Below are 23,679 nucleotides of genomic sequence, written 5' to 3'. Positions count from 1 at the left end.
TTTTTAAACTTAAGCACTAAAAGTACACTTTTTTCAATAAAATACAAGAAACTCCTCTGTTCTACTTTTATAACTAAAAAAGCTCACTATGTATTGTCCTACACAGTGAGCTTTAAAACTATTTTAACTTCTATTATTGATCGCTTAATGCTTTCATAAATACTATTATATCAGCGATTTCACCTTCTGTTAAATCTAAAGGATCTTCTGGCAAAGTTTGACTTTCGACTTTTAGTCCTAAACCTAATCCCCCTCCTTTATTATAAAAATCCATCACTTCCTCTAGTGTGCCATACACTCCATTATGCATATAAGGACCACTCTCTCCTATATTTCTAACCGTAGTAGTTTTAAAGGAATGTTTTAGTTGTGGTAGATCTGTATTATAGACATATCTACCCAAATCAGCATCTAACACTGTCCCTTCTTTATTAGCTGGAACACCTAATACTTCTTGTTCTGAATTGGTAAAATACGGAGGCACTGTTCCATTAAACACAGGCATAAAGTGACAAGTGGCACACTGTGCCTTACCTACGAATAGATTAAAACCATTTTTTTCCTGTTCTGTCATCGCTTTATTATCTCCTCGCATATATTGATCAAAACGAGAATTAAAAACAGATAACGAACGTATAAATGTTGCTAAAGCATTCTCTAACTGCCATACTTCAATATCTTTATCCGAATTAAAGACCGTTTTAAACTGCTTCTTATATGTTTCTGATTCATTTAAGTGAATGACTATTTCTTTTAGATCTCCATGCATTTCATCCTTATTCGTAATCACATCAGAAGACTGACTTTCTAGAGTCACACTTCTCATATCCCAGAATTGTCCGTGATAATAAGACGCATAGTTTAGAGATGGTGTATTGCGCGCTAATGGACTCTCCTTTAGGTCTAAGGCAGTTTTCAGCCCATCTGTATAAGCTTTATCCTTATGGTGACAGTCTGCACAGCTTCTCACGCCATTCTTAGACAACTGTTTGTCAAAAAACAATTCTTTTCCTAACGCTATTTTATCAGGAGTCAAGTAATAGGTAGAATCTGGCATAAAGGCATTAAGGTTAATCAAATCTTTATCAAATAAAGATCTCACACTTCCTTTTACCACTTGATTTCCATCCCTAAACGGTATGTTTAACGCATGTTGTACATCTACTATCCCTTGCGAAATCGGATCTAGATACGCAGTAATCAACGTTAGGTAATCAAATGTGTTTTTATCAGGATTCTTGTCACAGATGGCCATTGCCTTATCTATTAAGCTAATAACCTCTTTTACTTCCTCTAATTTATCCCACTCTTTATTTATAAGTAGTGCTTGCTTTACTCCTTTTAAACTTGCAGTAGCCTCTATAAATTGTAATTTACTAGCTGGAGTGTCAAAACCTGTAATTCCTAATGCGATAATCTGAAATACCTCCATCTTTAACGCTTCTAATACCAAGTCTTCTGAAATAGTAATCACCTCAAAATTCTTACGCATACTTAGAGCAAAGTTCTTCAGCCGCTTACTATCTAATAATAGGTCAGAAAACTCTTCTGTATTAACTTCTGGATATAGATATTCTTCTACTACCTGAAATCCCTCTGCAGGGATAAACTTATTTTCATCTAAGTCTAACTTGTCTAATGCTGGCCCATTAATTGCTTTGCTCGTATGGGGTAGAAAGTAAGACACTGCCCACTCTATCTCTTTATAAGCTAATCTACTAGAGACAAAAGCTTCTCTAATCGCTGTACTATCAGCTCGATCTTCTACTTTTTTTACTAATTGATCTATATTATGGGCTAAACTATCTATTTTAGGTATTAAGTAGTTGTTATACTTAATGTCTTGATACGCTTTAGTCTTATCAGTACAACTCCATAGACTTATAGCTAAAACTATTATTGTAATATATCTAAAAATTCTCATAGGCATAAAAAAAGACCTCCAGCAGTATATAGAATATACCTCTAGAGGTTACAAAACACTATATTCTAATCTATCTTTCTACATTGCGGATGATCACTACTTGACCTCCTTCTTTATTCTTATTCACTCCAGCTTTATCTGCATTAGCAAACTCGTCTTTCTGCCAAGTATGTGAGTGAATATTTACTGAGAACGTATTAGGTACTCCTACTAAATCAGAGATATCTTCCATCGCGCCGAATTCCCACGATCCGAACTTCTCTAGATTCCCCGATTGATTGTAATTCTTTTGCCACTCAGCATCTCCTCTGTTGTGTTTCATATTTAACCACGGTTTATATGACCCGTCAGCTATTTTATATTGCCAGATATAAGAATCGTGCTTAGCATCTGCATAGTATGAATCTCCATCCTCTTGGATATATACATAGTTCTCAGTCACACATAAGTTATCTGGATTGATTAGATCAGTACCTGGCTTACTATCTCCTTCTGCAGCCACTGATAACTTACCTGTCATCATACCATTTTTATCTAATACTAATTTATATACACGTCCCCACATAGTATATCCTGCCACAGGATTACCTCCACTAGCCTGACCTGTAGCTGTAAAGTATACTTCATTTCCATTACCTGCCCCTTTTCTATAATCTACATCCTCTACACGAGAGAAACGGATTACACCTAGATCCATATTCTTTTGATTAATCTGAGCACCTGTTAGATCTTTAGCAGCTGGTATCTCTACGAACTCTACATCGTATTCTTTTCCTTTCTGCATATCCATTTCAGTATATCCTCCTGACTTGCGTTTCAATGCATATAGCTTACCTCCACTTAAATCTCCTTTATTCCCTACATACATAATTAACTGTCCAGCACTCTGATGACTAGAGCTATACCCTTGATCCTCTCCGATTAATATAATCGTCTTTCCATTAGATACATCTGCCGGAAGTGGTACAGCATTCTCCATACTCGCTTTACCTAATGCAGGTAATACGCGGTCTGTATTCGATTTAAGGTCTGTTGATCCTAATGGATCTATAGCATGTACCATACTCTCTTCTCCTGACTCACCTGCCGTCAAAAAAACAGGTCCAAATCCATGAACTTCTGGTTTTGCTAGTGTCGCTGAGCATAACCTTGTGATTCCTCCTATACCATCTACTATATATTCTCCTTTTACAGGTTTAAAACTCTTATCTAAAGTCACACGAGATACAGATTGCATAATCTCATGATTCGTAATCATCAAATATCCTTCTCCTTTAGGATCCTTCATAAATCCTGCTCCATCTGGCTGACCCCCGAATACAAAATCTGGAGATTCACTTAACTTATCTTCACTTGAGATAAGAGAGAATATCTCTAATTTTTCAAAACCTGGCATAGCATATACAAATGCAGGTGTTTTAGAATGATTTTTAAACTCGATACGCTCTTCTTTGTTGTCTTCTTCTCCTGACTTTGTAGAATTATCGTCATTACAACTCACGACTGTCGCTGTCATGATTAAACCTAAAATCCAAGTAGGCAATGTGTAGTTAATTTTCATTAGTTTAAATTTTTTGTTATGCCAAAATTACTATTGACATTTAATAAAATCATTACTCACGAATTAATAAATCTTTAACAAAAAGAAAATAAACAGCCTCAACTTAAAGGAATTGTATCTTTAATGTAAAATCTCCAAAATATAGTTCATAAAAAAAGGCAGTACTAATATTCAGAATACCAATACCGCCTTGTATATCAATAATTTACACAGAAAAATCACTACAAACAAAAAGCACTATCTGCTCCACCTATCTGCTCTACTTTATCATTATAGGTCATAAAACCTAATGCGTGCTCACTATCCCAAGAGCAATCAAATAAATAACCAATATGTGGGCTATCTGCTAAGGTCTCTGGTATAATATAAACAGTTAGAGGAGTTATCAGCATACCGAATGCCTCTACAGCTATTACATCAGGCATAAAAGCATCTTTATCTTCCCCCTCATATCCATAACGAGGCTGCCACTCCTTATATTTTGACATCAGTCCTTCTAATAATCTATCCAAAATGAATTGTTCTTTCTCCTTTAGCTGAGTGATTGTTGTTAGCAAGAGAGCCTCTGCCTCTTCTTGCGAGATTTCCTCTTCTAAATAATCTAACAATACCTCACAGCGCATTGGCTTTTTCATTTTAAAAAAATCTTTCCAAAAAGGCAATTCTAACGCTACTTCAATCTCTACCTCATCCTCATCTAGATGTTCTGGCAATACCACTGGATGTTCTAAATGTTCATTAAAAAATGTATAACAAAACGGCGCTCTAGTGAAGATATACTCAGGCTCTACAGCATAGCATAAGTTTAAGTAATACAGCGCTTTCTCCTCATTGCCACACGATAGACAGCATTCTCCTTTATAGTAGTTTCGGATATGTTCAGGATTGCGATCTCGGCTAATGTGTTTATCACTCTCATCAAGCCAATACATCATATTATCAAACTCCTTTAATCGGATATACTCATTAGTCATACGTCCTATAATAATAGAAGCAGCCTGTACATTATACTTACTATCATCTGCTATCCTCCATTGTTCTTCTATAAAAGCAATAAGATCCTCTACTGTATCTGTATTCGTTTTTAAACTATACCTGTCTAGATAACTATATATACGATCTATTACTACTTGTGCCTCTTCCATACTATTTTTATTTTTCAAGGCTAAAATTAGGAAATTTATATTTTATAAAGTGAATGAGATATACTCTACTAAAAATATATAATCGACCTTTATCAAATTGAATGGCACAAAATATTTGATTTACATAATAACAACTAAATATATTCTATCTATTAAAACGAAAATGGTACTTTTTACTATTCTCAAAAAGCACTAACATTTATTCTCAAAATGTTAGTTCTGTAACTACCGAACCATATACAAACCCAGTAAATACAAGAGGTTAAGAGCTAAAAAAAGCACTTTGTTCGGGCACGCTTTGGAAGTTGTTCGGAAAAGTATTGCAAAAAGGGGGGCTTTTCCGACGAAGCACCGACAAACACCGCATAAACACTAGGAAAACAAGACAAGCGTTTTTTAGTAATTTTAAACCGATAGTACTAAATGAGAGTTTTTTAACCTTAAAAAATATAGTACTTTTTAAAGCCAAATAAAGAAGTGCTTTTGCTTTGATTTATATACTTTTAAGTTACCAAGTATGCAGACAAGGATCTGATTTAAAGCAAAATACTCTGCAAATATACAAAAAAACTTTAACTCCTTTTGAGATTACAAATCAAATCCCTCCTAACGAATAAGAAAATGACTTATAGAACCTATTTTTCTCATCGTGAATCAAAGAAAGATATATGGGAGTACTGCGGATAATCTATTTAGTGTACAGTAAGTCTAAAGTTTTAACTAAATTAGCTCCCTTATAAACGAAATTCCCTACAACTAAAGGGACTGTACAGACTTTTAAAATAAAAATATGAATACTTCTAATCAGCCTATCAAAATAGGTATTGTAGGTTATGGTAACTTAGGAAAAGGTGTAGAACTTGCTATTCGTCAAAATACTGATTTAGAATTAGTAGCTGTCTTCACTAGAAGAGATCCTCAAAGCATCCCTACTAAAGCCAAAGCGATACATATCGATCAAATCACAGATTATAGAGATATCATCGATGTAATGATTATCTGTGGTGGGTCTTCTACTGATCTACCTGAGCAAGTGCCTTATATTGCACAATGGTTTAATACAGTTGATAGCTTTGACACCCATGCTAAGATTCCTGAGTTCTTTAATACGGTAAACAAAGCGGCTAAAGATCACAATAAGTTGAGCCTTATCTCTACAGGATGGGATCCGGGGCTATTCTCAATGCTTAGATTATTAGGAGAAAGTATCTTACCTCAAGGAGAAACGTATACATTCTGGGGGAAAGGACTAAGCCAAGGACACTCTGACGCGATTAGACGTATTTCTGGAGTTAAAGGCGGTGTACAATATACTATCCCGATAGAAAGTGCTTTAGATAGAGTTCGCCAAGGAGAAAACCCTGTGTTAACTACAGCTGAGAAGCATGAGCGTATCTGCTATGTAGTAGCAGAAGATGGTGCTGATACTTCTATCATAGAGCACACTATTAAAACAATGCCTAACTACTTTGCTGATTATAACACTACAGTACACTTTATCTCTGAGGAAGAACTTAAAGCAAATCACTCTGCTATGCCTCATGGTGGTAAGGTATTTAGATCTGGTATCACAGGGACAGAGACTAAACAAAATATAGAATTTGGACTAACTCTTGAGAGCAACCCTGAGTTCACAGCTAGTGTATTAGTAGCCTTCTCACGTGCCGTATATAAATTAGCTCAAAAAGGAGAAACAGGTGCTGTGACTGTATATGATATCCCTCTAGGTGCGTTATCTCCTAAGTCTGCTGAAGATCTAAGAAGAGAAATACTGTAATTCAATTAGGAATTTAGAATCTTTGCCTATGGTATAGGGTACGTATATCACGTCCATACGGCACACCAAGGTAAGGACGTATCACATATGTCCATCACACCGATTAGACATGCAGTCAGCACACTATACATTCCCCACCTTAGGAGGGGTGCCTGAAAGGCGGGGTGATTAACCTATTGCCCGCAGGGCAGGTAATTCCTAATTAAAAAAAGAGGCATAAGCCTCTTTTTTTAATTACATTTCTATTATAATAAATTCGCTTCTTCTGTTTAGCTGATGATCCGCTTCACTACATGGCACTCCATTAGAACATCTGTTCTGTAGTTGGCTTTCTCCATATCCCCTACCTGTCAGACGGTTTGGTTCTATACCTTGAGAAATCATCCATTTAATAGTTGCTTTCACACGTCTATCTGATAAGGCCAAATTATAAGTGTCATTTCCTCTACTATCTGTATGTGAACGCACATCTATCTTCATAGCTGGATACTCTCTCATTACCTCAACAACCTTCATTAGCTCAATGGCTGCATCTCTACGAATAAATGATTGATCAAAGTCAAAATAGATAGGCTGTAGCTTTAATTTTTTAAATAAGTCATCATTAATCCCTATTGTCTCATATGATTTATCTAAACCAATATTCACTTCCTTATCACCCGTCACATCAGCAGCTGCAAATACTAACTCTACTGTACTATACTCAGGAGCCTCTGCCTTAATACGATATTTATCACTACAATCTAAAGTCTCAGAACTATATCTACCCTGCTCATCTGTCTGTATAGTTTTAGATTTTTCATATAATCCATCAGATATTACTACAGTAGCATTAGGTATTCCTTTTTTGGTTTTAACATCATAGACTGTACCTACGATATGTTCTAAACACGCTTTCTGGATAAAAGAATAGATATCATCTCCTCCTAAGCCTTCAGGTCTGTTAGAACTCACATATCCTGCATTCGTCTCTCTATTGATATAAATAGAAAAATCATCAAATGGGCTATTAATAGGCGCTCCTAAATTAACTACTTCTCCTATCACTCCGTTTTTCTCTAACTTAGCCGAAAAGATATCCAACCCTCCTAAACCAGGATGACCGTCTGAAGCAAAGAATAAATAATTATCAGAAGAGATGAATGGAAATGTCTCACGCCCTGCTGTGTTTACTTTATTTCCGATATTCTCTACTCCTCCATACACATGGTTTGGGTACAGAGCTACTCTAAAGATGTCTGACTGCCCTTCACTGCCTTCTCTATCAGAAGAAAAGTACAGCCATTCATTATCTGGTGTCAATGCTGGGTGAGCCGTATTGAAGTTATCTGAATTGATAGGCAATTCTCTTATATCTCCCCAAGTACCATTAGCCTGCTTAGTAGCACTGAATATCTTTAATAGAGAAGAATTCTTCTTATTGTTCTTACGCTTTCCTTTTAGATTCGAATTATTACGAGTAAAAAACATCGTTTTACCATCTTTCGTAAACACTGCTGTAGCATCATTCACCTTAGAACTCAATTCAGGTGCATACACAACAGGCTCTCCTAACTTACCATCTGCTAAGATCGTACTACTGTACAGGGTAGTAAAACTCTCATTCGTCCACTCGTGTAATTTTTTGCTAGACAGCTTGTCTGAAGGGCGTGCAGAAGTAAAAATAAGCTGATCTTCCACTACACTAGCCCCATAGTCAGAATAAGGTGTATTAATATTAGCGTGCACTAACTCATAACGAGTTACTTTATTCTCTATTGTATTTAAATAATCCTTATTAGCGATATACAACTTGGCTCTAGAATCTTCCTTCTCTAAGGTTACAAACTGTTCCATTACTTTTTTAGAAGCATCATATTGTTCAGCTGCTTTTAATGTCTGTGCGTAACGATAGTAGTACTCAGAAGGGATCTTCACTGTACCCTTATCATCATACTCACCATTGAATAGCTCTGTATACCACTTATTAGCATCCAACAACTTTCCATTAAAATAATATGAATCGGCTAACTTCATCAATATATCTCCATTGATATATCCTTTCTTAGCCATGCGTTCATAGATTTTTATAGCATCTATATAAGCTAGTTTTTCATACTCTTTATCGGCTTTCTTCTCAGCTACACGCTGAGCTTGTACACTAGTACTTAGCGCAAATAAAGCAATACTTAATAAACCTGTTTTTAGTAATTGTTTTCTCATACGTTAGATTGGGAATATGGGGTTAATCACCTAATACAAAACTACATTAAGTATTGTCAAAAACACAACAAAACAAGAACTACACCTACAATAATACCACTTAATATGTATTTTATAAATATTTACAAAACAAGCCCTAATACAAAAACATCATTACCAAATAAAAACTAAATATTTAATACTTTTTAACACCATGCGATATAATAAGTCTACACTCTATATAATGTCCACTTAATACACTTGGACTAGTAAGCTTTTGATTCTTTTAGGCAATTCTCTTACCAAAAAAAGGAAGCCTGTATTAATTAGCTTAGTAAGCGAACTAATGCAGGCTCCATATAGACAGAAAGAGTCATAGTATTCTATTACCCATCTATGCTCATTTCAATACATTCTTTATTAGAAAGTTCTATATCTATAATATGATCAGCTATAAGCTCGTCTCCTATCGAAATAGAGGCTGTAATATCACTCAGATTATGCAAGTAAATTCTAGCACTAAATAAGGCTAAAGTATCATACCAGTAGTCATCTGCTTTTCCATCCAAAAACGGAAGAAAGCTATTCTTTTCACTATTATAGAAACTAATTAAACTCTCTCTTAAATCAGCAAGCCAATATATATAGTCTATTACTTTTGTTTTAGCTCTGTCATCGAAGGGGATAGAGCTAATAATGACAAAGCGATCAAGTGGACAGTATTTATTAAAAATCACTACTTGCTTGTTCTTGATACAATAATGATTAGTATAGTTATCTACAAGAGCGATATCCTCGGGGAATAAAAGATCAATTGTTTTTCTTTCTCTCAATTTTCGAAGATCCTTGACTCCAAAAATATCTTTATGAGTCTTTGCTTTTTCAGAAAAAACAAAAAGTTTATTTTTAAGCTTATGGTTTTTATCCCCACCAACTTCAAGCAATAATTTATAAGCAGACTCCCAATACTCTAATAATGCATAAATATGACTTTGCAGCAATAAATTCTCACTCGTTTGTTCATCTGCTTGTAGTTCATACAATAAATCAAATAAATCAGACGCTAAGTCATTAACACTATAACTCTCTCTAAACATTTTAGAAAGTTCATTATACTTTTTTTTATATAAATTTATACTCATCATCTTTTTAATTAAATCTAATTATCTCCTCCTATATCCTAGATATTTTTATAAATGTTCTACAAGATCATTTTCTTAAGACATTCCCTTCCTGATTAGGTCACTAAAGTTCTCTATATGTGCTATTTGATTAAACTTAAGTTATCCTTACTCTGCACAGAGAAATAAAATAGTATAAACAATAAATTTCTGAGTAATAAAGTTAATTATTTTAGCATTCAATAGCTAAAGATAAAGAAAAGAATAATCACTTATATTTGCATCGCACTCTTTCAATCTATTTATATATAAATCGAAGGATTATCTCTATATATTACTATGACACAGACACTAGATCAGAAGTTTACAAAATACGAAAAATTCGTTATTTTTATATTAGCCATTACACAATTCACTGTTATTCTAGATTTTATGGTTATGGCTCCGTTAGGAGATCTCTTGCTAAAAAGCTTATCTATGTCTACACAAAATTTTGGGATAGCAGTATCTGCTTATGCATTTAGTGCAGGAGCAGCAGGATTGCTGACAGCAGGTTTTGCTGACAAATTTGATAGAAAAAAGCTTTTACTATTCTTCTATATTGGCTTTATCATTGGAACCTTGTTCTGTGGCTTAGCCAACTCTTATGAGACATTAGTATTCGCTCGTATCTTTACAGGGTTATTTGGAGGAGTTATAGGCTCTATCTCTATGGCTATTATCACAGATATATTCTCGCTCAAACAGAGAGGACGAGTAATGGGATTTATACAAATGGGATTTGGAGCGAGTCAAGTACTTGGGATTCCTATAGGACTATACATCGCTAACAAATGGTTTTGGGAAGCTCCGTTTTTTATGATTGTAGGGTTATCATTACTTATTGCTATAGCCATTGCGCTTTATTTAAAACCTGTAAAAGACCACTTAAGTCTGCAACCTCAAAAAAAGGTGCTCGTACATCTGTGGAATACTGTTAAAAACAAAGATTATAGAATAGGATTTATGTCTATCACCATGCTATCTGTAGGAGGATTTATGATGATGCCCTTCGGAACCATATTCGCTGTAAACAACTTAGGTGTTCATCCAGATCAGTTACCTATCTTATTTATGATATCTGGAGTTACTTCATTAACATTAATGCCTTTTATAGGTCGTTTAAGCGATAGAGTAAGTAAGTACAAGCTATTTACCATTGCATCTATTTGGCTAATGATAGTTAGTGTTGTGTATACTAACTTTTCTCAGATCCCATTTGCTTTAGTCGTTGGAACAAATATCTTAATGATGATCGGTATTATGAGTCGTATGGTTCCTTCATCAGCCTTAAACAGTGCTGTGCCTGATACAGCTGACAGAGGAGCTTATATGAGTATTACTTCTTCTCTTCAACAAATATCAGGTGGTATCGCGGCTGCTATAGCAGGACTGATTGTCTATCAAGAGCACGATAACAGTCCTCTTGTCAATTATAATATTGTGGCATATGTACTTGTTGTTGTTTCTACGATTAGTATTCTTTTAATGGGTAGAGTGAACAAACTGATCCGCAAACGAACTTTATAATAAGCAATAAGGGAGGTAATACCTCCCTTATTGCTTATCTATACCTCTGTAGTACGAGAACGTTCCTCCTGAAGTAAGCGTTCCTCCTCCTCCTCATCTGCATCTATCTCTGTCACTAAAGTCCATATATCATTAGTTGTTTTTAAATACTGCGATAGTATACTTTCTCTCTCTATTCTTACCATTACTCTTCTCAAACTAGTTAAAAAGCCATTAGTAAAATCATCGAATTGATCTTGATCTTCTAAATCCTTTACAATACTGTGATATGCATCTTCTATAGGCTCATAAAGACGAGCTCCAAGATCTCTAAGCTCTAAAACATAATCTTCTACAACTTCATATGTCCAATCTGGTGGGTAATACTGCCTCTCTCTATTCAGTACATCTGTATCTAAACTCAATAACACATACCCATTATAAGCACTACAGTTAAAAGCAAAAGAACAAAACACCTCTTCCTTTAAACTAGATCGACTAATCAACTCTATAGACTGTCTCACATAACCATATACAGATTCTTCAAACTTATAGTGTTCCTCAAACGCTTTCCAATTCACTATTTCTATCATGTTTATTGTTTTATTTTAGTATCTCCATTTGCGAAGCAAATCAGTTCCTATCAACTCTTCTACTATTTCTTCTGTCCATTGATCTACTTTATCCTGCCCTACTTCTCCAAACAAATCTGCTTGTGCAAAAATCAAACACCCTTTTAAATAATCATCAAAATGGTCAAACATCTTAGTAAAATAAGGCTGACTATCATGGTCAAAATAATAGATTTCTTTAGTCTCTTTATGAAAGCAGAACATATTACCATTACCTAAATAATCACTAAAAGTAACTAAGTAAGGTAAAACCATTAAGTCTTTCTCTGAAAATCGAGGTCCGTACTCTGGATGAGGTTCCCATATTTTACCAATATAATCTATTTCATCAAAGCTAATCAGCTTTTCTCCTATATCGGCTACCCCAAACACTTTATAGAACTCCTTTAAAGAATTTGGTAAATTTGTTCCTATTCTAGCTTCTAACTCTTGGATTTCTCTTTCTGATTTAGGATTTGCCAAATCATTTCCCCAATTATCTGCTAAAGACGCTATGATTAGCCTGGTATTTTCTTCCCATAAAGAATCACCTATAGTAGTAAAAGGAATAATGATGTCTTCCTTCTTATCTATACATAATGTTATCATTTGGTCTAAAGAATAATGTTATCAAATAGAATAATACTCCTTCTTCGTCTCTAAACTGAGCTATCCAACGTCCCCAAGTTTCTGGTGCTATTTCTAATTTATTACCAAAACTATCTGTATACATCCACTTGTCAAAAATATCTTTCTTTAAACTAGCGCTTTCTCTACCAGATTTATAGTTATAATTGCCCATTAAATCCTTTCCGATAGAATATTTTATTCCCCTTTTCTTGTCTTCGTATATTTTATTTCCAAAAAGATCTGTACCGTATTCTATCTTATTTCCTTGGTTATCTTTTATCGTCACTTTGCCAAACATATCCACCTCATAAGTTGCTGTATAACGATTAGTATACTTATACTTCTTAACTAAATCCATTAAGAACAATTGTTGTAACTCATCATCTTCCAGAATTCCGCTGTATTCTAGGTTCAGATACTCTTTTGAAAATTCTATTTTATTTCTATTATTATCCGAAAAATCTAGACCACCAAAGAAAGCTTTCTCTAATTTGGCATCATATCTATTATGCGAGTAAGTCCAGTCTTCTCTATAATTTTTCTCTATTTTTTGAGCTTGTGTTTCTGTTACCACAAATAACAATCCTGCTATAAACAAACTCCTAAACAATGTCTTTCCTTTCATACTTACCTTTTACTGTTTAAAAAAAGAAGTATAAAACATCTGTGCTCTATACTTCTTTTTATCTTATTCTTCTACGTCAGAACGTACATCACATATTTCTTCTACAAGCTCTGGATACATCTTATGTAGTGCAGTTCCTCCTTTTACTTCTCTATTCATCTTTACCTCCACATCATCATAGTTTACTACTTCTGGAAAAGATTCATAAATAGCATCTCTAATCTCTTCAGACTCTTCGATACCAGTCATTTCTTCATTAGCTAAATCTGCTACATACAATAACTCCTCTGCATCACACTCTCCGATATCAAAACTATACTCCCCGTTTACAAAGTTCTGAATATCATTTGTAATTTCTTCTACGAAATCTTTACCTTTAAGTAATAGCCAACATCTGAAATAAATAAATGCATCATCAGAAATAGTATCATCGAAGTCTATCACACCATCCTCTACATCAAAGTCATTATTCAACACAATGTACAATTCTGCTATTTCGGCTGTATACAATCGATGTAATTGCTGTTGCATTACTTTTTCAAAAACAATTAAATGATCTTTATCTGTTTTACTTAATAAATCAATCATTTGGTCAATGTGTTGATCTTGGTCATATTCTTCCCAATCAAAGTCTTTTACTTCATTAGACTCATCTATAATCTTCCAAAAGAAGTTATCTTGTTCTTGTTGTGTTGCTTTTAGAATACTCATTTCTGTATATTTTAAGGTTCTAGTTCTATTTATAAATTTAGATAATATTATCTATTGAATTCTGTTTTACTCAATATTTATTTGCCTTCCAGTTTTTATCAAATTTTCTCTTCTCAAAAAAGATATTTCCTATACTTATTCTTATTTTGTCTCTTATGAAATGTCTTCTATAATCTGATGGTTCAAAATGATAATCATCATACGCTAGACAAAACGCAATAAGTAATTCTTGATTAACATCATTATTGGCAATCATAAAATAATTATCAGCATAGCTAATATTTATTCTTTCCTTATCCCACCAAGCGATTTGCTTCCTATTTTCAAAAATAGAGCACTTTAGCCCGCGATGCGCATAAATATCATATACCTTATAGTTATGACGACATTGATAGTGAGTTTTCCAATAAGAAAGCATTTCTAACCTTGCTATATTCCCTTGTTGATCTGTTAAGACATATTTTGCTGGCTTAAATAGACCTGTGCCTTCTCCTCTTCTAATATTAAAAACAGGAATATCACTACTCGTCGAAAACAGATTAATATCTACAAAATCGCTATCTACATTCTGTTCTGCGTAAAATCTTTTCTCTTTATTGATAAACCCTTTGTACTTAATCAAATAGTTATCTATCAATTGGTCTACTTCTATAACCATTATTCATCTTTGTGTTTGACTCTATAAAACTAAAGATAAAAAGGCTCTCAACACGGTTATAGAGCCTTTTTTTTCTTAAATCCAGATTATTTAAAACAATGCCAATAGTACTGAATAATAAAGCTACTCGGCTTGCGCTTTCTAGAGGATTGCTAGGGGATTTCTTGGGCTTTGCTAGCCCAGAGGGCATCTTTGTCGAAGAAATGGTCAAAAACTCTTCAAGCAATCTGCTACTAAATCAATACAAATATAATTTCTTATGCAATTGAATCACGTTTAAATCACTATCGCTCTTGCATTGCTAAAGTTATTCCATTGTTGCTCTTGACCGATTACTTCTAATACTTCGATCAACGTATAGACTTCTTCATACGAATTATACAGAGCCACAGGGGCAAGGCGAATTACATTAGGCTCTCTATAATCAGGAATAATATTATGATGCTTTAGCGCTAAACAAATTCTATAAGCTTCATCGTGTACTAATGCCACATGTCCACCGCGTTTATAATCTTCTGTTTCGTTGTTATAAGAGTATCCATATGGTCTAAGTCTAGTATCGATGAGATACATCATATAAGCTGTTAAGTTTAATGACTTTTCCCTTATATGCTTCATTCCTGCCTCTTCATAAATATTTAGCACGCCTTCTAAAGGAGCCATCGAAAAGATATTAGGTGTCCCTGTCTGAAATGCTGTTATATCTGCAGCCTGTTCAAACTGATGGTTTAACAGAAACTGTGTTTCGTCTTTATTTCCAAACCAACCTGCGAGTCCTACTGATTTGTCAAAATGCTTTCTGTTGACATAAAGTCCTGCTGTAGAACCAGGCCCTGCTGATAGGTACTTATAATTGCACCAGATAGCAAAATCTGGATTGATTAATTCAAAATCATGTGCTACTGCTCCAATAGAATGACATAGATCAAAACCGATGTAGATACCGCGTTTATGAGCTTCGTTTGTCAAGCGCTGCATATCCAAGAGTTGAGCACTTCTATATAGGACAGAAGGCAATAAGACGACTGCCACATCTGGAGTCATCGCTTCTATCACTGCTTCTTCATTAATAAATACGCCGTCTGGGCTCTCTACTACTTTTAGAACCTCTTCAACCTTCATCCCTTTTAGAGCTATCTGGCTATCTATAGCATATCTGTCTGTTGGGAAATTTAAATCGTCTACTAGTATTTTATAACGTTCTTTAGTTGGTTTCCAAAACGTAGCGATAACTTGATGAATATTAAGTGTTGTATTAGCTGTAATCATTACTTCGTTCTCTTGCGCATTAATCAGACGCCCTACCCTATTCCCTAGATTCTTACCGTAATTAAAATAATGCCCATTATCAACGTTCCAAATTAGAATACCTTCCTTCTTCCAAACCTCCATTACTTGTAACAAAGCCTGTTCTGCATCCTTAGAGGCTAATCCCAAAGAATTGCCATCCATATATATTTTATTATCAGCTAGAGAGAAGAATCGCTCTCTGAACTTGAATAATACATCTCTCTCATCAAGCGCTTTTGCTTGTTCTATACCTGGTTCGAAATTTTTATTTGCCATTGTTGCATCATTTTTTTATTAGATGCAAATAACAATTATAAAAGAAAACTAGCTTTTCAATCTGTGTCTAATAACGAAACAAAGGAGAATATCTATGTCTATTCCCACAAAAAAAGAGCAATTACTTGCTCTTTATATTTTTTATAATCTCTCTTTGTTTGTTTAAATAGGCTATTTTCTCAAGTTCTCCTGATAAACTAATCAAGGTAGAAGTCCGTTTTATCATTCTAATACGTTCTTCTTGTGCTTTATTAAATGCAGGGTCGAATGATAAGACACTATTAGGATTATCAAGGTGAACTATACTAGCTTCTAGCCCTTCAGATTTTAAATAGTTATGCGAAACAGCTAATCCTAAATAAGACAGATAGAGCTCTATATCTTTATTTTTATACTTGCCTGTGCTTCCTATCAGGCTAAGTCGATCTAATACTTCATTAAGCTCACTCAGCAATAAAGCTTTCTCCTGTTCTGTCAGTGTATTAACCTTGTAAAAATATAGAATATCATATACTAAAACATTGACAATATCTGGATCTAAATATACTGTAAGGTTAAAGTCCTGTAAAGCTTGCCAATATAATTGTTGAATTTTTTTAATAGATGAAGTAATTTCTATTTTTTTTAATGGTGTCAGTGGTAGAACGTCTTGATTTAATTCTATTTTCATCAAACGCAACTTCATTAGGTTATCTGAAGCAAAATAAAGGAACTCTGGAAGCTCTTTACAAACCATATGAAGTGTATGTCCACTTTTTTGTTTAAACCCCTCTAGGACGTTTAACTCAGCTTCTAACGTCCTGATGTATATTTGTTCTAAAGAATCATCCTTTATTACCCTTAAGTTACAAGTAATCTTATCTCCTCCTTCTCTAATAATTAAAGAAGTAAGATTTATGTTCATTGCTTTTGCTATCGTTACTACTTCTGTCAAAGTAAACTCTACTTCTCCTCTAATTCTTCTATAGCAAGCCTCTTTTCCTAAATGAATTAACTCAGAGATAAAGTCAACTAATTTTACTCCCTCGGGTAATTGTTCTGAAATAATATGAATAAAATGCTTTTGATACATAAATAAAAGTATAATAAAGTCTTTCTAATAGAATTATACTCCTTGGAGTCTAAACCATAACTTTTTCAACAACTTAAACCCATCTTTTCGTTCTTTTTTTACTTCTTCTACTTGCAACTCACCTTTATCATCTAAATAAAATCTATAGCTAAAGGCAAACTGTACCTCTTCTCCTTCATTTTTTAGTAAACCAAAACGCAAATCATTGAAATAAATTTCGTCTTTCTTTTCTGAAAAAGTATAATATCCTTCACTAATTCTTACTAGTCGAATAATTAATGGATGGTTCTCTAAGGACTTTATCAGAATGTGGTTTTTAGGGAACTCTTGAAAGACAATAGCAGACTTGTCAAAGAAAGAATACTCTCCTATTAAAAAAGAATCTTTTGTTTCTACTATCGCATTCCACAGAATGGTATTCATCACTGTAGGTTTTACAGACATTTCTGTATACTTAATTCCTTGACAATCTAATGCATCAGTAAAGCTATAAAAAGCAAATGCCTTTAGCATTAGGGTTATAAACAGATAGAATGAACTTACATAGAAGCCCATTCTGTTATAAAACATTCTTTTGTCTAGATCTGACTTCTCTCTCATAGAGCGTATTAAGAAATAAGCAAACGGCAATGTATATAAAGGATCTATCACAAAGATAGACTTGAATGCAAAAGAATAGTCAAGAGGCCAAAACAGCCTTGTCCCCCATGTAGTAAACATATCTAGGAGAGCGTGAGTAAAGAATCCCCAAAAGAAAAGCCAAAACCCCTCTTCATAAGTTACTTTATTCTTTTTTTCTCTATAATAAAGTAAATACCCAAATAATATGGCTCCAAAACAAGCAAATAGAATAGAATGTGTGAATCCACGATGCAATTCTACAGCAGTTATAGGATCTGTAAAGAACATAGCTAAAATATCTAAGTCAGGAATAGTACCTGCAATAGCCCCATACAAGATTCCTCTATTACCAATCTTACGACCAACAACAGCGTTACCTACAGCAGCTCCTAGTATAATTTGAGTTAATGAGTCCATATTTTTTTTATTAAAGCTACAAAGAAAAAGAAAAGTGCTCTGAAAAACTAACCTAAACGACAAAGAAACATAAAAGTATATTGATCATTATAATAAAAAAGAGGATATCAAATTGATATCCTCTTTCTATATTATAAATACACAGTTCTTATAATTCTTTAAAGATAGTGTGCATTAAACGTTTTTTATCATTGATACTTTCTTCTAAAGAAATCATTGATTCAGTTCTGTAAACTCCTTCAATGTCATCAATCATATAAATAACTTCTTTTGCGTGACGAGTGTTTTTTGCTCTAATTTTACAGAAAACATTAAATTTACCTGTAGTAACGTGAGCTACTGTTACGAAAGGAATTTCATTAATACGTTCTAATACAAACTTAGTTTGTGAAGTATTGTGTAAAAAGATTCCAATGTATGCAATAAAAGCATATCCTAATTTTTCGTAATCTAATGTTAAAGAAGATCCTTGGATAATACCTGCATCTTCCATTTTCTTAACACGAACGTGAACAGTACCTGCTGAGATTAATAGTTTTTTTGCTATATCAGTGAAAGGAACTCTCGTATTGTCAATCAACATATCTAAGATTTGGTGATCGATTTCATCTAAACGAAATTTACTCATAAATCAATTATTTATCTTATTATAATCTATAATTCTGTACAATAATACTAAATAAAATTTACATTTTTTGAAAAAAAAATAAACTTTATTATTTTTTTAATAAATAATTAACCTCTCGCCCCTCTAATTCTACAACATCAGTTAATCTTTTATCCATTGCATCTTCTATCCTTTTAATACTTTCTATAAAAAACAGATTTTCTTTGACACGATGATGGACAAATTTACTTTCTTTTTTAATAATATCAACAATTATAGGACAAAATTTAACATTATCACCTTCTAATTGCTCTAAATATTGAATTTTCACAATATAATCCTCGCCAGTTTCTTTCAATCTAACGAACTCAATTGCAAGATCATTAAAGTTTTTACAGTTTTCTGGTATACTTATATATGATTCTACTGTGTTACTTGTGTAGTTTTTATCAATTAGGGCAGAAACTGATATTAAAAGACTCCTAAAAACAATATTTCTACTAAATTCTCTATCGTAGTCATTCGGATAATGCCCCGCCTCAAATAATATAGTAGGTATTCCTTGCGCTTGACAATAATCACCAATACAGTTTATATTAAATCCGTCATCAAACCTTCCTACTTGACCTGGAATGACCTTTTGAAGCTCTATATTCATCGCTACAATTAATTTAATCGCTTCTAATCGATTATCATTAATCTCTCTCTCCTGATTATAAGAAGGAGCTAAAAAAGACACAGTAGCTGGCTTCCCAGTCTCTCCTACACCAAATATAGTTCGCTGGTCATGTAAGTTAAAAGCATAGTTTGGTTTATACTCTTCAAGTAAAGTTCTCAGTAATCTACTTTCTGGTTGAGTCAGTTCAATAGAATCTCTATTAAGGTCAACTTGATTAGCATTTACACGTGTATAATAATGGGCTCCATCAGGATTTAAAATAGGAACTATATAGAAGGTAAAATTAGCATACCAGTCTTTAATAAAACTTTCTTTTTCTTGATTCAGTAAATGAAGAAAATCTAATACTGCTTTTGTTGTAGTAGATTCATTTCCGTGCATCTGAGACCACATAAAAATACGTCTAGCACCAACGCCCCATGTTATCGCTTTTATTGATCTCCCTTCTACTGATCTTCCTTTCTCCTCGACCTTGAAGTTTTGGTTTAAGTCATTTAAAAAATCACTAATCATGTCAGCTGTCACATATCTACCTGACACACATTTATACGTATAGTTTTCTACTAAAAAGTTATAGTCCATCCCTTGATTATTATATGATGTTACAAATGTAAATAACTTATCTTTTACATCTGTAAACAATTTAAAAGCACCTATTGTTTACAGAAGTAACATATCTAAACCTTGAGTACTCCTAGTAATCCTTTAGAAGTTTACAAAATTAAACATCAATGTGTTAGTAGTTAATTATCAGATGATTAATAGTGATTAATTAAACCTAATATTTAATATTGTTTACAAGCATAAATATGTATACATTTGTAATATATTATAGTTTATTACATTTGTAAACATAAAAACTATTTACTTCTATAAACAAAATGCTATGGATAACTTTGTAAACAGACTTGAATTTATACTTCACAACTATGACTACTCTGCCTCTTCTTTTGCAGACAAAATCGGTGTGCAAAGATCTAGTTTATCTCACCTTTTGTCAGGTAGAAATAAACCTAGCTTAGACTTTATTTTAAAGATAAATGAAGCTTTTCCGGAGCTAAGTTTAGAATGGTTAATCAAAGGAACTGGTAATTATTTAGAAAAAGATAATACCACTACTATCACTAAAATCATCCAAACACCACCTTCTACTCCCATGACCTCTCCTTACTCAACTGATCTTTTTTCCGCTGAAAAAGAAGATGAAATACCCTCTTCTATTTCACAGAAAGAAGAAGAAATTGTAGTCGAAAAAAACACCCCAGTTCAAGAGCCCAAAGAAGAAAATAATACTAAAAATATTCTTCCTCCTTTTCCCTTTGGGACAAATAAAGGAGAGATAGAGCAAGTGGTTATTTTTTATAAAGATGGTACATTCAGTCAATTTAAACCACGATAATTCCATTTCATATCAAGTAATAAAATAGAAGCTTTATGTATTTAATATTTGATTTATCTTTGAAGGAAAGTTGAGCTATAAAAATGATAAAGAAAATCATAAGTTATTTTACCCCTGTTATAGAAAAGAGAATTCCTTCAAAAGTTAGTCAGCAGTTAGAGGTCACCTGGATAGATGGTCATTTAGTAGTAGACACTAAACACACTAACTACTCTTATGGAAATTTAGAAAAGGTATTAAAAAATGGTCTGAGTTTTATAGGCTTTGAAAAAATACAAAAAATGAGCAAAGTGCTTATTCTTGGCCTTGGAGCAGGTGGAGTTCTAAAAACATTAAGAGATGAAGTAAAATACTTAAATGCTATTGATAGTGTTGAGCTGGATGAAGCTATCTTGTTTATTGGAAAGAAATACTTTGACATAGATCAGTATAACACAAACCACACGATTCACAACATAGATGCCTTTGAGTTTGTCTTGCGCTCTAAAGACTTTTATGATCTAATTATCATAGATATCTTTCAAGATGCCAAAATGCCTGACTTCTTATTTGAACGCTATTTTGTTGAGCAAATACAAAAAATATTAAATCCAAATGGGTTCATACTATTTAATACTATAGTATTAACAAAAGAAGATGAAACTCGTAATGAACAGTTCTATACTTTATTTCCTAAAGAAAACTATTCTATCCGATCTTATCCTAAACAACAGAAGTACAATGAACTCCTTACTATCAAAAAACTACTATAACACCCAAACTTTTAATTAAACAAAGCTTGTTTTACTAATATCACAAATAAGTATCTTTGTAATCCTGAGTTTATAAAAACAATATAAAATGATTGAAATTAGAGAAGCTAAAACGAATCAAGAAATTAAAGAATTCGTTAAGTTCCCTTTTAAACTATATAAAGACAATAAGTACTGGGTTCCTTCTATGATTAAAGAAGAAATTAAAAGTTTTGATAGAAGCAATGATATCTTTAAGACCGTAGATGTACACTTTTACCTAGCTTATAAAAACAATGAGATTGTAGGGCGAGTTGCTTGTTGTATCAATTGGACAGAAGTAAAAGATCTACACAAACCTAAAGTTCGCTTTGGGTGGTTAGAAATGATTGATGATATTGAAGTGACTAAAGCATTAATAGACACTGTTATCGCATTCGGTAAAAGTCAAAAGATGGAGTACATAGAAGGGCCTATGGGATTCTCTAATATGGATAAGGCAGGAATGCTGACTAAAGGATTTGACTATGTAGCGACTATGATAGGACTATACAATTTTGAGTATTATCCAAAACATATGCAACAACTTGGCTTTAAACCTGAGGCTGAATGGATTGAATACAAACTTGATATTTCTAAATTTAACAAGCCAAAAATAGATAAGATGTCTGCGTTAGTTAAAACGAGATACAATGTAAAAGTATTAGAGTTTAAAACGATAAAAGAACTGATGCCTTATGTAGATGAAATGTTTGCTCTGCTAAACAAAACTTATGCTGATTTACAAAGCTTTGTGCCGATAGAGCCTTTTCAAATAGAACATTATAAGAAGAAATACTTACAATTTATTCACCCAGACTACATCTCTTGTATCATGGATGAAAATAATAAAATGATTGCTTTTGCTATTACCATGCCTTCTTTCTCTAGGGCTTTTCAAAAAGCAAATGGAAAACTGTTCCCTTTTGGCTTTTGGCATTTACTACAAGCGATTAAGAAAAATAGCCACGCAGAGTTCTATTTAATTGGTGTAGATCCAGAATACAGAAACAAAGGAGTAACTGCAATAATATTTGAAGAAATATACAAGTGTTTTACAAAGCACAATATCACATTCGTGGAAACCAATCCTCTGTTGGTTGAAAACAATAAAATTCAACAATTGTGGAAACAGTTAGACCCCGAAATTCATAAAGAACGCAAAACATATCGATTAGATATTCAATAAACAAACAAGGCTAATAGAACTCACTATTAGCCTTGTTTGTTATTTTTTAAAAAAATATGAACTGATAATCAGCACCCTTTGTTTTATAACTTCCTTCTTCTTATCACATCATCACTAAACCCTTTATAACAAAGGTATTACTCCTACTTTTATCTATACAAACAAAGCACTATCACAACCCCTAATAATTGCTTTTTCTCAACAAAAATCATTTAAACTTGTCAAAATATCATATTTTTTGTATTTTTACAAAAATCAAATTTATTTAATCAAGCTTATTTAGCTATTTTATTAAAAGAGATATTCCATAGAAACACAATATTCGTTTCTATTTTTTTACTTTCAAATCAAAGGTTTATACCTTTTCTATTTTGTCTTCATCTTTTCTGTAAAGCCTAAATAAGCATATAAACATTTTTTTATGCTTTCAATTCATAAAATAGACAAACACACACCTACAAACGAATCAAAAATCAAAGAATACGTCGATTTTCTATACCTTCATTTAGAACAATATGGAGACGAAAAACAAGATATAGAAAAAGCAATTCACTATGCCCTTTCTTATGACAATAAACCTGGTGGATTTATTTTAGTAGCCAAAAATAAAGAAGAAAGAATCGTTGGTATCACGGTCTTGTTAGACACTTTAATGGGTGGATTTATTCCTGAACATATCCTTGTCTATATCACTATAGATTCTAGTGTACGTGGTCAAGGTTTAGGAGGACAATTAATTGACCGATTAAAAGAAGAAGCACATGGCTCTATTGCCTTACATGTAGATAAAGATAACCCTGCTCAAAACCTATATGAACGAAAAGGTTTTGAGAAAAAATATATAGAAATGAGATTAACAAAATAGGA

The 23,679-nt window shown here is 33.1% G+C and carries 21 protein-coding genes; 6 read left to right on the top strand and 15 right to left on the bottom strand.

Features of this window, described 5'->3' with window-relative positions:
* Positions 1-133 precede the first annotated feature (133 nt).
* From AABL85_RS03270 to AABL85_RS03260, 3 genes are all read right to left on the bottom strand, one after another.
* Complete coding sequence (locus tag AABL85_RS03270) at positions 134-1,924, bottom strand: cytochrome-c peroxidase (RefSeq protein WP_341309197.1); 1,791 nt, start codon at positions 1,922-1,924, stop codon at positions 134-136.
* Between the two features lie 70 nt (positions 1,925-1,994).
* Positions 1,995-3,485 (bottom strand): hypothetical protein, encoded by a 1,491-nt coding sequence (locus AABL85_RS03265; protein WP_341309196.1) that lies wholly within the window; start codon positions 3,483-3,485, stop codon positions 1,995-1,997.
* 221 nt (positions 3,486-3,706) lie between these two features.
* Positions 3,707-4,630 carry a DUF6985 domain-containing protein gene (locus AABL85_RS03260; protein ID WP_341309195.1) on the bottom strand — a complete coding sequence of 308 codons (924 nt, stop codon included), beginning with the start codon at positions 4,628-4,630 and terminating at the stop codon, positions 3,707-3,709.
* 790 nt (positions 4,631-5,420) lie between these two features.
* Between AABL85_RS03260 and AABL85_RS03255 the strand changes: the two genes are divergently transcribed.
* Positions 5,421-6,407, top strand: a complete 987-nt coding sequence (locus tag AABL85_RS03255; RefSeq protein WP_341309194.1) for a diaminopimelate dehydrogenase — start codon at positions 5,421-5,423, stop codon at positions 6,405-6,407.
* A 234-nt stretch (positions 6,408-6,641) separates the two neighbouring features.
* Here the strand turns inward: AABL85_RS03255 and AABL85_RS03250 are convergent, their stop codons facing one another.
* Together AABL85_RS03250 and AABL85_RS03245 are read right to left on the bottom strand one after the other, a co-directional pair.
* Positions 6,642-8,609, bottom strand: coding sequence for an OmpA family protein (locus AABL85_RS03250; RefSeq protein WP_341309193.1), 1,968 nt, complete (start codon positions 8,607-8,609; stop codon positions 6,642-6,644).
* A 365-nt stretch (positions 8,610-8,974) separates the two neighbouring features.
* Positions 8,975-9,733 (bottom strand): hypothetical protein, encoded by a 759-nt coding sequence (locus AABL85_RS03245; protein ID WP_341309192.1) that lies wholly within the window; start codon positions 9,731-9,733, stop codon positions 8,975-8,977.
* Positions 9,734-10,048: 315 nt separating this feature from the next.
* Here AABL85_RS03245 and AABL85_RS03240 point away from each other — a divergent pair, with 315 nt between their 5' ends.
* Entirely contained in the window at positions 10,049-11,278 is a 1,230-nt protein-coding gene (locus AABL85_RS03240) for an MFS transporter (protein ID WP_341309191.1), read from the top strand.
* Between the two features lie 38 nt (positions 11,279-11,316).
* Here the strand turns inward: AABL85_RS03240 and AABL85_RS03235 are convergent, their stop codons facing one another.
* From AABL85_RS03235 to AABL85_RS03190, 10 genes are all read right to left on the bottom strand, one after another.
* On the bottom strand, positions 11,317-11,850 hold the full coding sequence (locus AABL85_RS03235) for a DUF4303 domain-containing protein (protein WP_341309190.1): 534 nt from the start codon (positions 11,848-11,850) through the stop codon (positions 11,317-11,319).
* A 15-nt stretch (positions 11,851-11,865) separates the two neighbouring features.
* Positions 11,866-12,477 (bottom strand): SMI1/KNR4 family protein, encoded by a 612-nt coding sequence (locus AABL85_RS03230; RefSeq protein WP_341309189.1) that lies wholly within the window; start codon positions 12,475-12,477, stop codon positions 11,866-11,868.
* Complete coding sequence (locus AABL85_RS03225) at positions 12,455-13,123, bottom strand: hypothetical protein (RefSeq protein WP_341309188.1); 669 nt, start codon at positions 13,121-13,123, stop codon at positions 12,455-12,457. The genes AABL85_RS03230 and AABL85_RS03225 overlap by 23 nt, the downstream gene beginning before the upstream one ends.
* A 63-nt stretch (positions 13,124-13,186) precedes the next feature.
* The gene (locus AABL85_RS03220) at positions 13,187-13,834 is read right to left on the bottom strand and encodes a DUF4240 domain-containing protein (protein ID WP_341309187.1); all 648 of its coding nucleotides are present in this window, start codon (positions 13,832-13,834) and stop codon (positions 13,187-13,189) included.
* Between the two features lie 70 nt (positions 13,835-13,904).
* Positions 13,905-14,492 carry a hypothetical protein gene (locus AABL85_RS03215; protein ID WP_341309186.1) on the bottom strand — a complete coding sequence of 196 codons (588 nt, stop codon included), beginning with the start codon at positions 14,490-14,492 and terminating at the stop codon, positions 13,905-13,907.
* 276 nt (positions 14,493-14,768) lie between these two features.
* Positions 14,769-16,058, bottom strand: coding sequence for a kynureninase (gene kynU, locus AABL85_RS03210; protein ID WP_341309185.1), 1,290 nt, complete (start codon positions 16,056-16,058; stop codon positions 14,769-14,771).
* Between the two features lie 121 nt (positions 16,059-16,179).
* Positions 16,180-17,130 (bottom strand): hypothetical protein, encoded by a 951-nt coding sequence (locus AABL85_RS03205; protein WP_341309184.1) that lies wholly within the window; start codon positions 17,128-17,130, stop codon positions 16,180-16,182.
* 33 nt (positions 17,131-17,163) lie between these two features.
* Entirely contained in the window at positions 17,164-18,168 is a 1,005-nt protein-coding gene (locus AABL85_RS03200; protein ID WP_341309183.1) for a metal-dependent hydrolase, read from the bottom strand.
* Positions 18,169-18,316: 148 nt separating this feature from the next.
* Entirely contained in the window at positions 18,317-18,796 is a 480-nt protein-coding gene (locus AABL85_RS03195) for an Lrp/AsnC family transcriptional regulator (protein WP_006258948.1), read from the bottom strand.
* Between the two features lie 88 nt (positions 18,797-18,884).
* Entirely contained in the window at positions 18,885-20,036 is a 1,152-nt protein-coding gene (locus AABL85_RS03190; RefSeq protein ID WP_341309182.1) for a M14 metallopeptidase family protein, read from the bottom strand.
* Positions 20,037-20,340: 304 nt separating this feature from the next.
* Here AABL85_RS03190 and AABL85_RS03185 point away from each other — a divergent pair, with 304 nt between their 5' ends.
* From AABL85_RS03185 to AABL85_RS03170, 4 genes are all read left to right on the top strand, one after another.
* Positions 20,341-20,853 carry a helix-turn-helix transcriptional regulator gene (locus AABL85_RS03185; protein ID WP_341309181.1) on the top strand — a complete coding sequence of 171 codons (513 nt, stop codon included), beginning with the start codon at positions 20,341-20,343 and terminating at the stop codon, positions 20,851-20,853.
* Positions 20,854-20,936: 83 nt separating this feature from the next.
* Complete coding sequence (locus AABL85_RS03180; protein WP_341309180.1) at positions 20,937-21,605, top strand: spermidine synthase; 669 nt, start codon at positions 20,937-20,939, stop codon at positions 21,603-21,605.
* Positions 21,606-21,693: 88 nt separating this feature from the next.
* Positions 21,694-22,812, top strand: coding sequence for a GNAT family N-acetyltransferase (locus AABL85_RS03175; RefSeq protein ID WP_341309179.1), 1,119 nt, complete (start codon positions 21,694-21,696; stop codon positions 22,810-22,812).
* 421 nt (positions 22,813-23,233) lie between these two features.
* On the top strand, positions 23,234-23,677 hold the full coding sequence (locus AABL85_RS03170) for a GNAT family N-acetyltransferase (protein ID WP_341309178.1): 444 nt from the start codon (positions 23,234-23,236) through the stop codon (positions 23,675-23,677).
* Positions 23,678-23,679: the final 2 nt, after the last annotated feature.

It is taken from the genome of Myroides odoratimimus (assembly GCF_038039805.1).
Taxonomy (GTDB): domain Bacteria; phylum Bacteroidota; class Bacteroidia; order Flavobacteriales; family Flavobacteriaceae; genus Flavobacterium; species Flavobacterium odoratimimum_B.
This window is presented reverse-complemented; position numbering and strand designations above follow the sequence as displayed.

Coding starts and splice junctions, on each gene's coding strand:
- AABL85_RS03250 (WP_341309193.1), bottom strand. CDS start 8,609: ATGAGAAAACAATTACTAAAAACAGGTTTATTAAGTATTGCTTTATTT.
- AABL85_RS03265 (WP_341309196.1), bottom strand. CDS start 3,485: ATGAAAATTAACTACACATTGCCTACTTGGATTTTAGGTTTAATCATG.
- AABL85_RS03270 (WP_341309197.1), bottom strand. CDS start 1,924: ATGAGAATTTTTAGATATATTACAATAATAGTTTTAGCTATAAGTCTA.
- AABL85_RS03195 (WP_006258948.1), bottom strand. CDS start 18,796: ATGAGTAAATTTCGTTTAGATGAAATCGATCACCAAATCTTAGATATG.
- AABL85_RS03170 (WP_341309178.1), top strand. CDS start 23,234: ATGCTTTCAATTCATAAAATAGACAAACACACACCTACAAACGAATCA.
- AABL85_RS03260 (WP_341309195.1), bottom strand. CDS start 4,630: ATGGAAGAGGCACAAGTAGTAATAGATCGTATATATAGTTATCTAGAC.
- AABL85_RS03185 (WP_341309181.1), top strand. CDS start 20,341: ATGGATAACTTTGTAAACAGACTTGAATTTATACTTCACAACTATGAC.
- kynU (WP_341309185.1), bottom strand. CDS start 16,058: ATGGCAAATAAAAATTTCGAACCAGGTATAGAACAAGCAAAAGCGCTT.
- AABL85_RS03225 (WP_341309188.1), bottom strand. CDS start 13,123: ATGAAAGGAAAGACATTGTTTAGGAGTTTGTTTATAGCAGGATTGTTA.
- AABL85_RS03215 (WP_341309186.1), bottom strand. CDS start 14,492: ATGGTTATAGAAGTAGACCAATTGATAGATAACTATTTGATTAAGTAC.
- AABL85_RS03245 (WP_341309192.1), bottom strand. CDS start 9,733: ATGATGAGTATAAATTTATATAAAAAAAAGTATAATGAACTTTCTAAA.
- AABL85_RS03220 (WP_341309187.1), bottom strand. CDS start 13,834: ATGAGTATTCTAAAAGCAACACAACAAGAACAAGATAACTTCTTTTGG.
- AABL85_RS03180 (WP_341309180.1), top strand. CDS start 20,937: ATGATAAAGAAAATCATAAGTTATTTTACCCCTGTTATAGAAAAGAGA.
- AABL85_RS03230 (WP_341309189.1), bottom strand. CDS start 12,477: ATGATAACATTATGTATAGATAAGAAGGAAGACATCATTATTCCTTTT.
- AABL85_RS03240 (WP_341309191.1), top strand. CDS start 10,049: ATGACACAGACACTAGATCAGAAGTTTACAAAATACGAAAAATTCGTT.
- AABL85_RS03200 (WP_341309183.1), bottom strand. CDS start 18,168: ATGGACTCATTAACTCAAATTATACTAGGAGCTGCTGTAGGTAACGCT.
- AABL85_RS03205 (WP_341309184.1), bottom strand. CDS start 17,130: ATGTATCAAAAGCATTTTATTCATATTATTTCAGAACAATTACCCGAG.
- AABL85_RS03235 (WP_341309190.1), bottom strand. CDS start 11,850: ATGATAGAAATAGTGAATTGGAAAGCGTTTGAGGAACACTATAAGTTT.
- AABL85_RS03190 (WP_341309182.1), bottom strand. CDS start 20,036: ATGGACTATAACTTTTTAGTAGAAAACTATACGTATAAATGTGTGTCA.
- AABL85_RS03175 (WP_341309179.1), top strand. CDS start 21,694: ATGATTGAAATTAGAGAAGCTAAAACGAATCAAGAAATTAAAGAATTC.
- AABL85_RS03255 (WP_341309194.1), top strand. CDS start 5,421: ATGAATACTTCTAATCAGCCTATCAAAATAGGTATTGTAGGTTATGGT.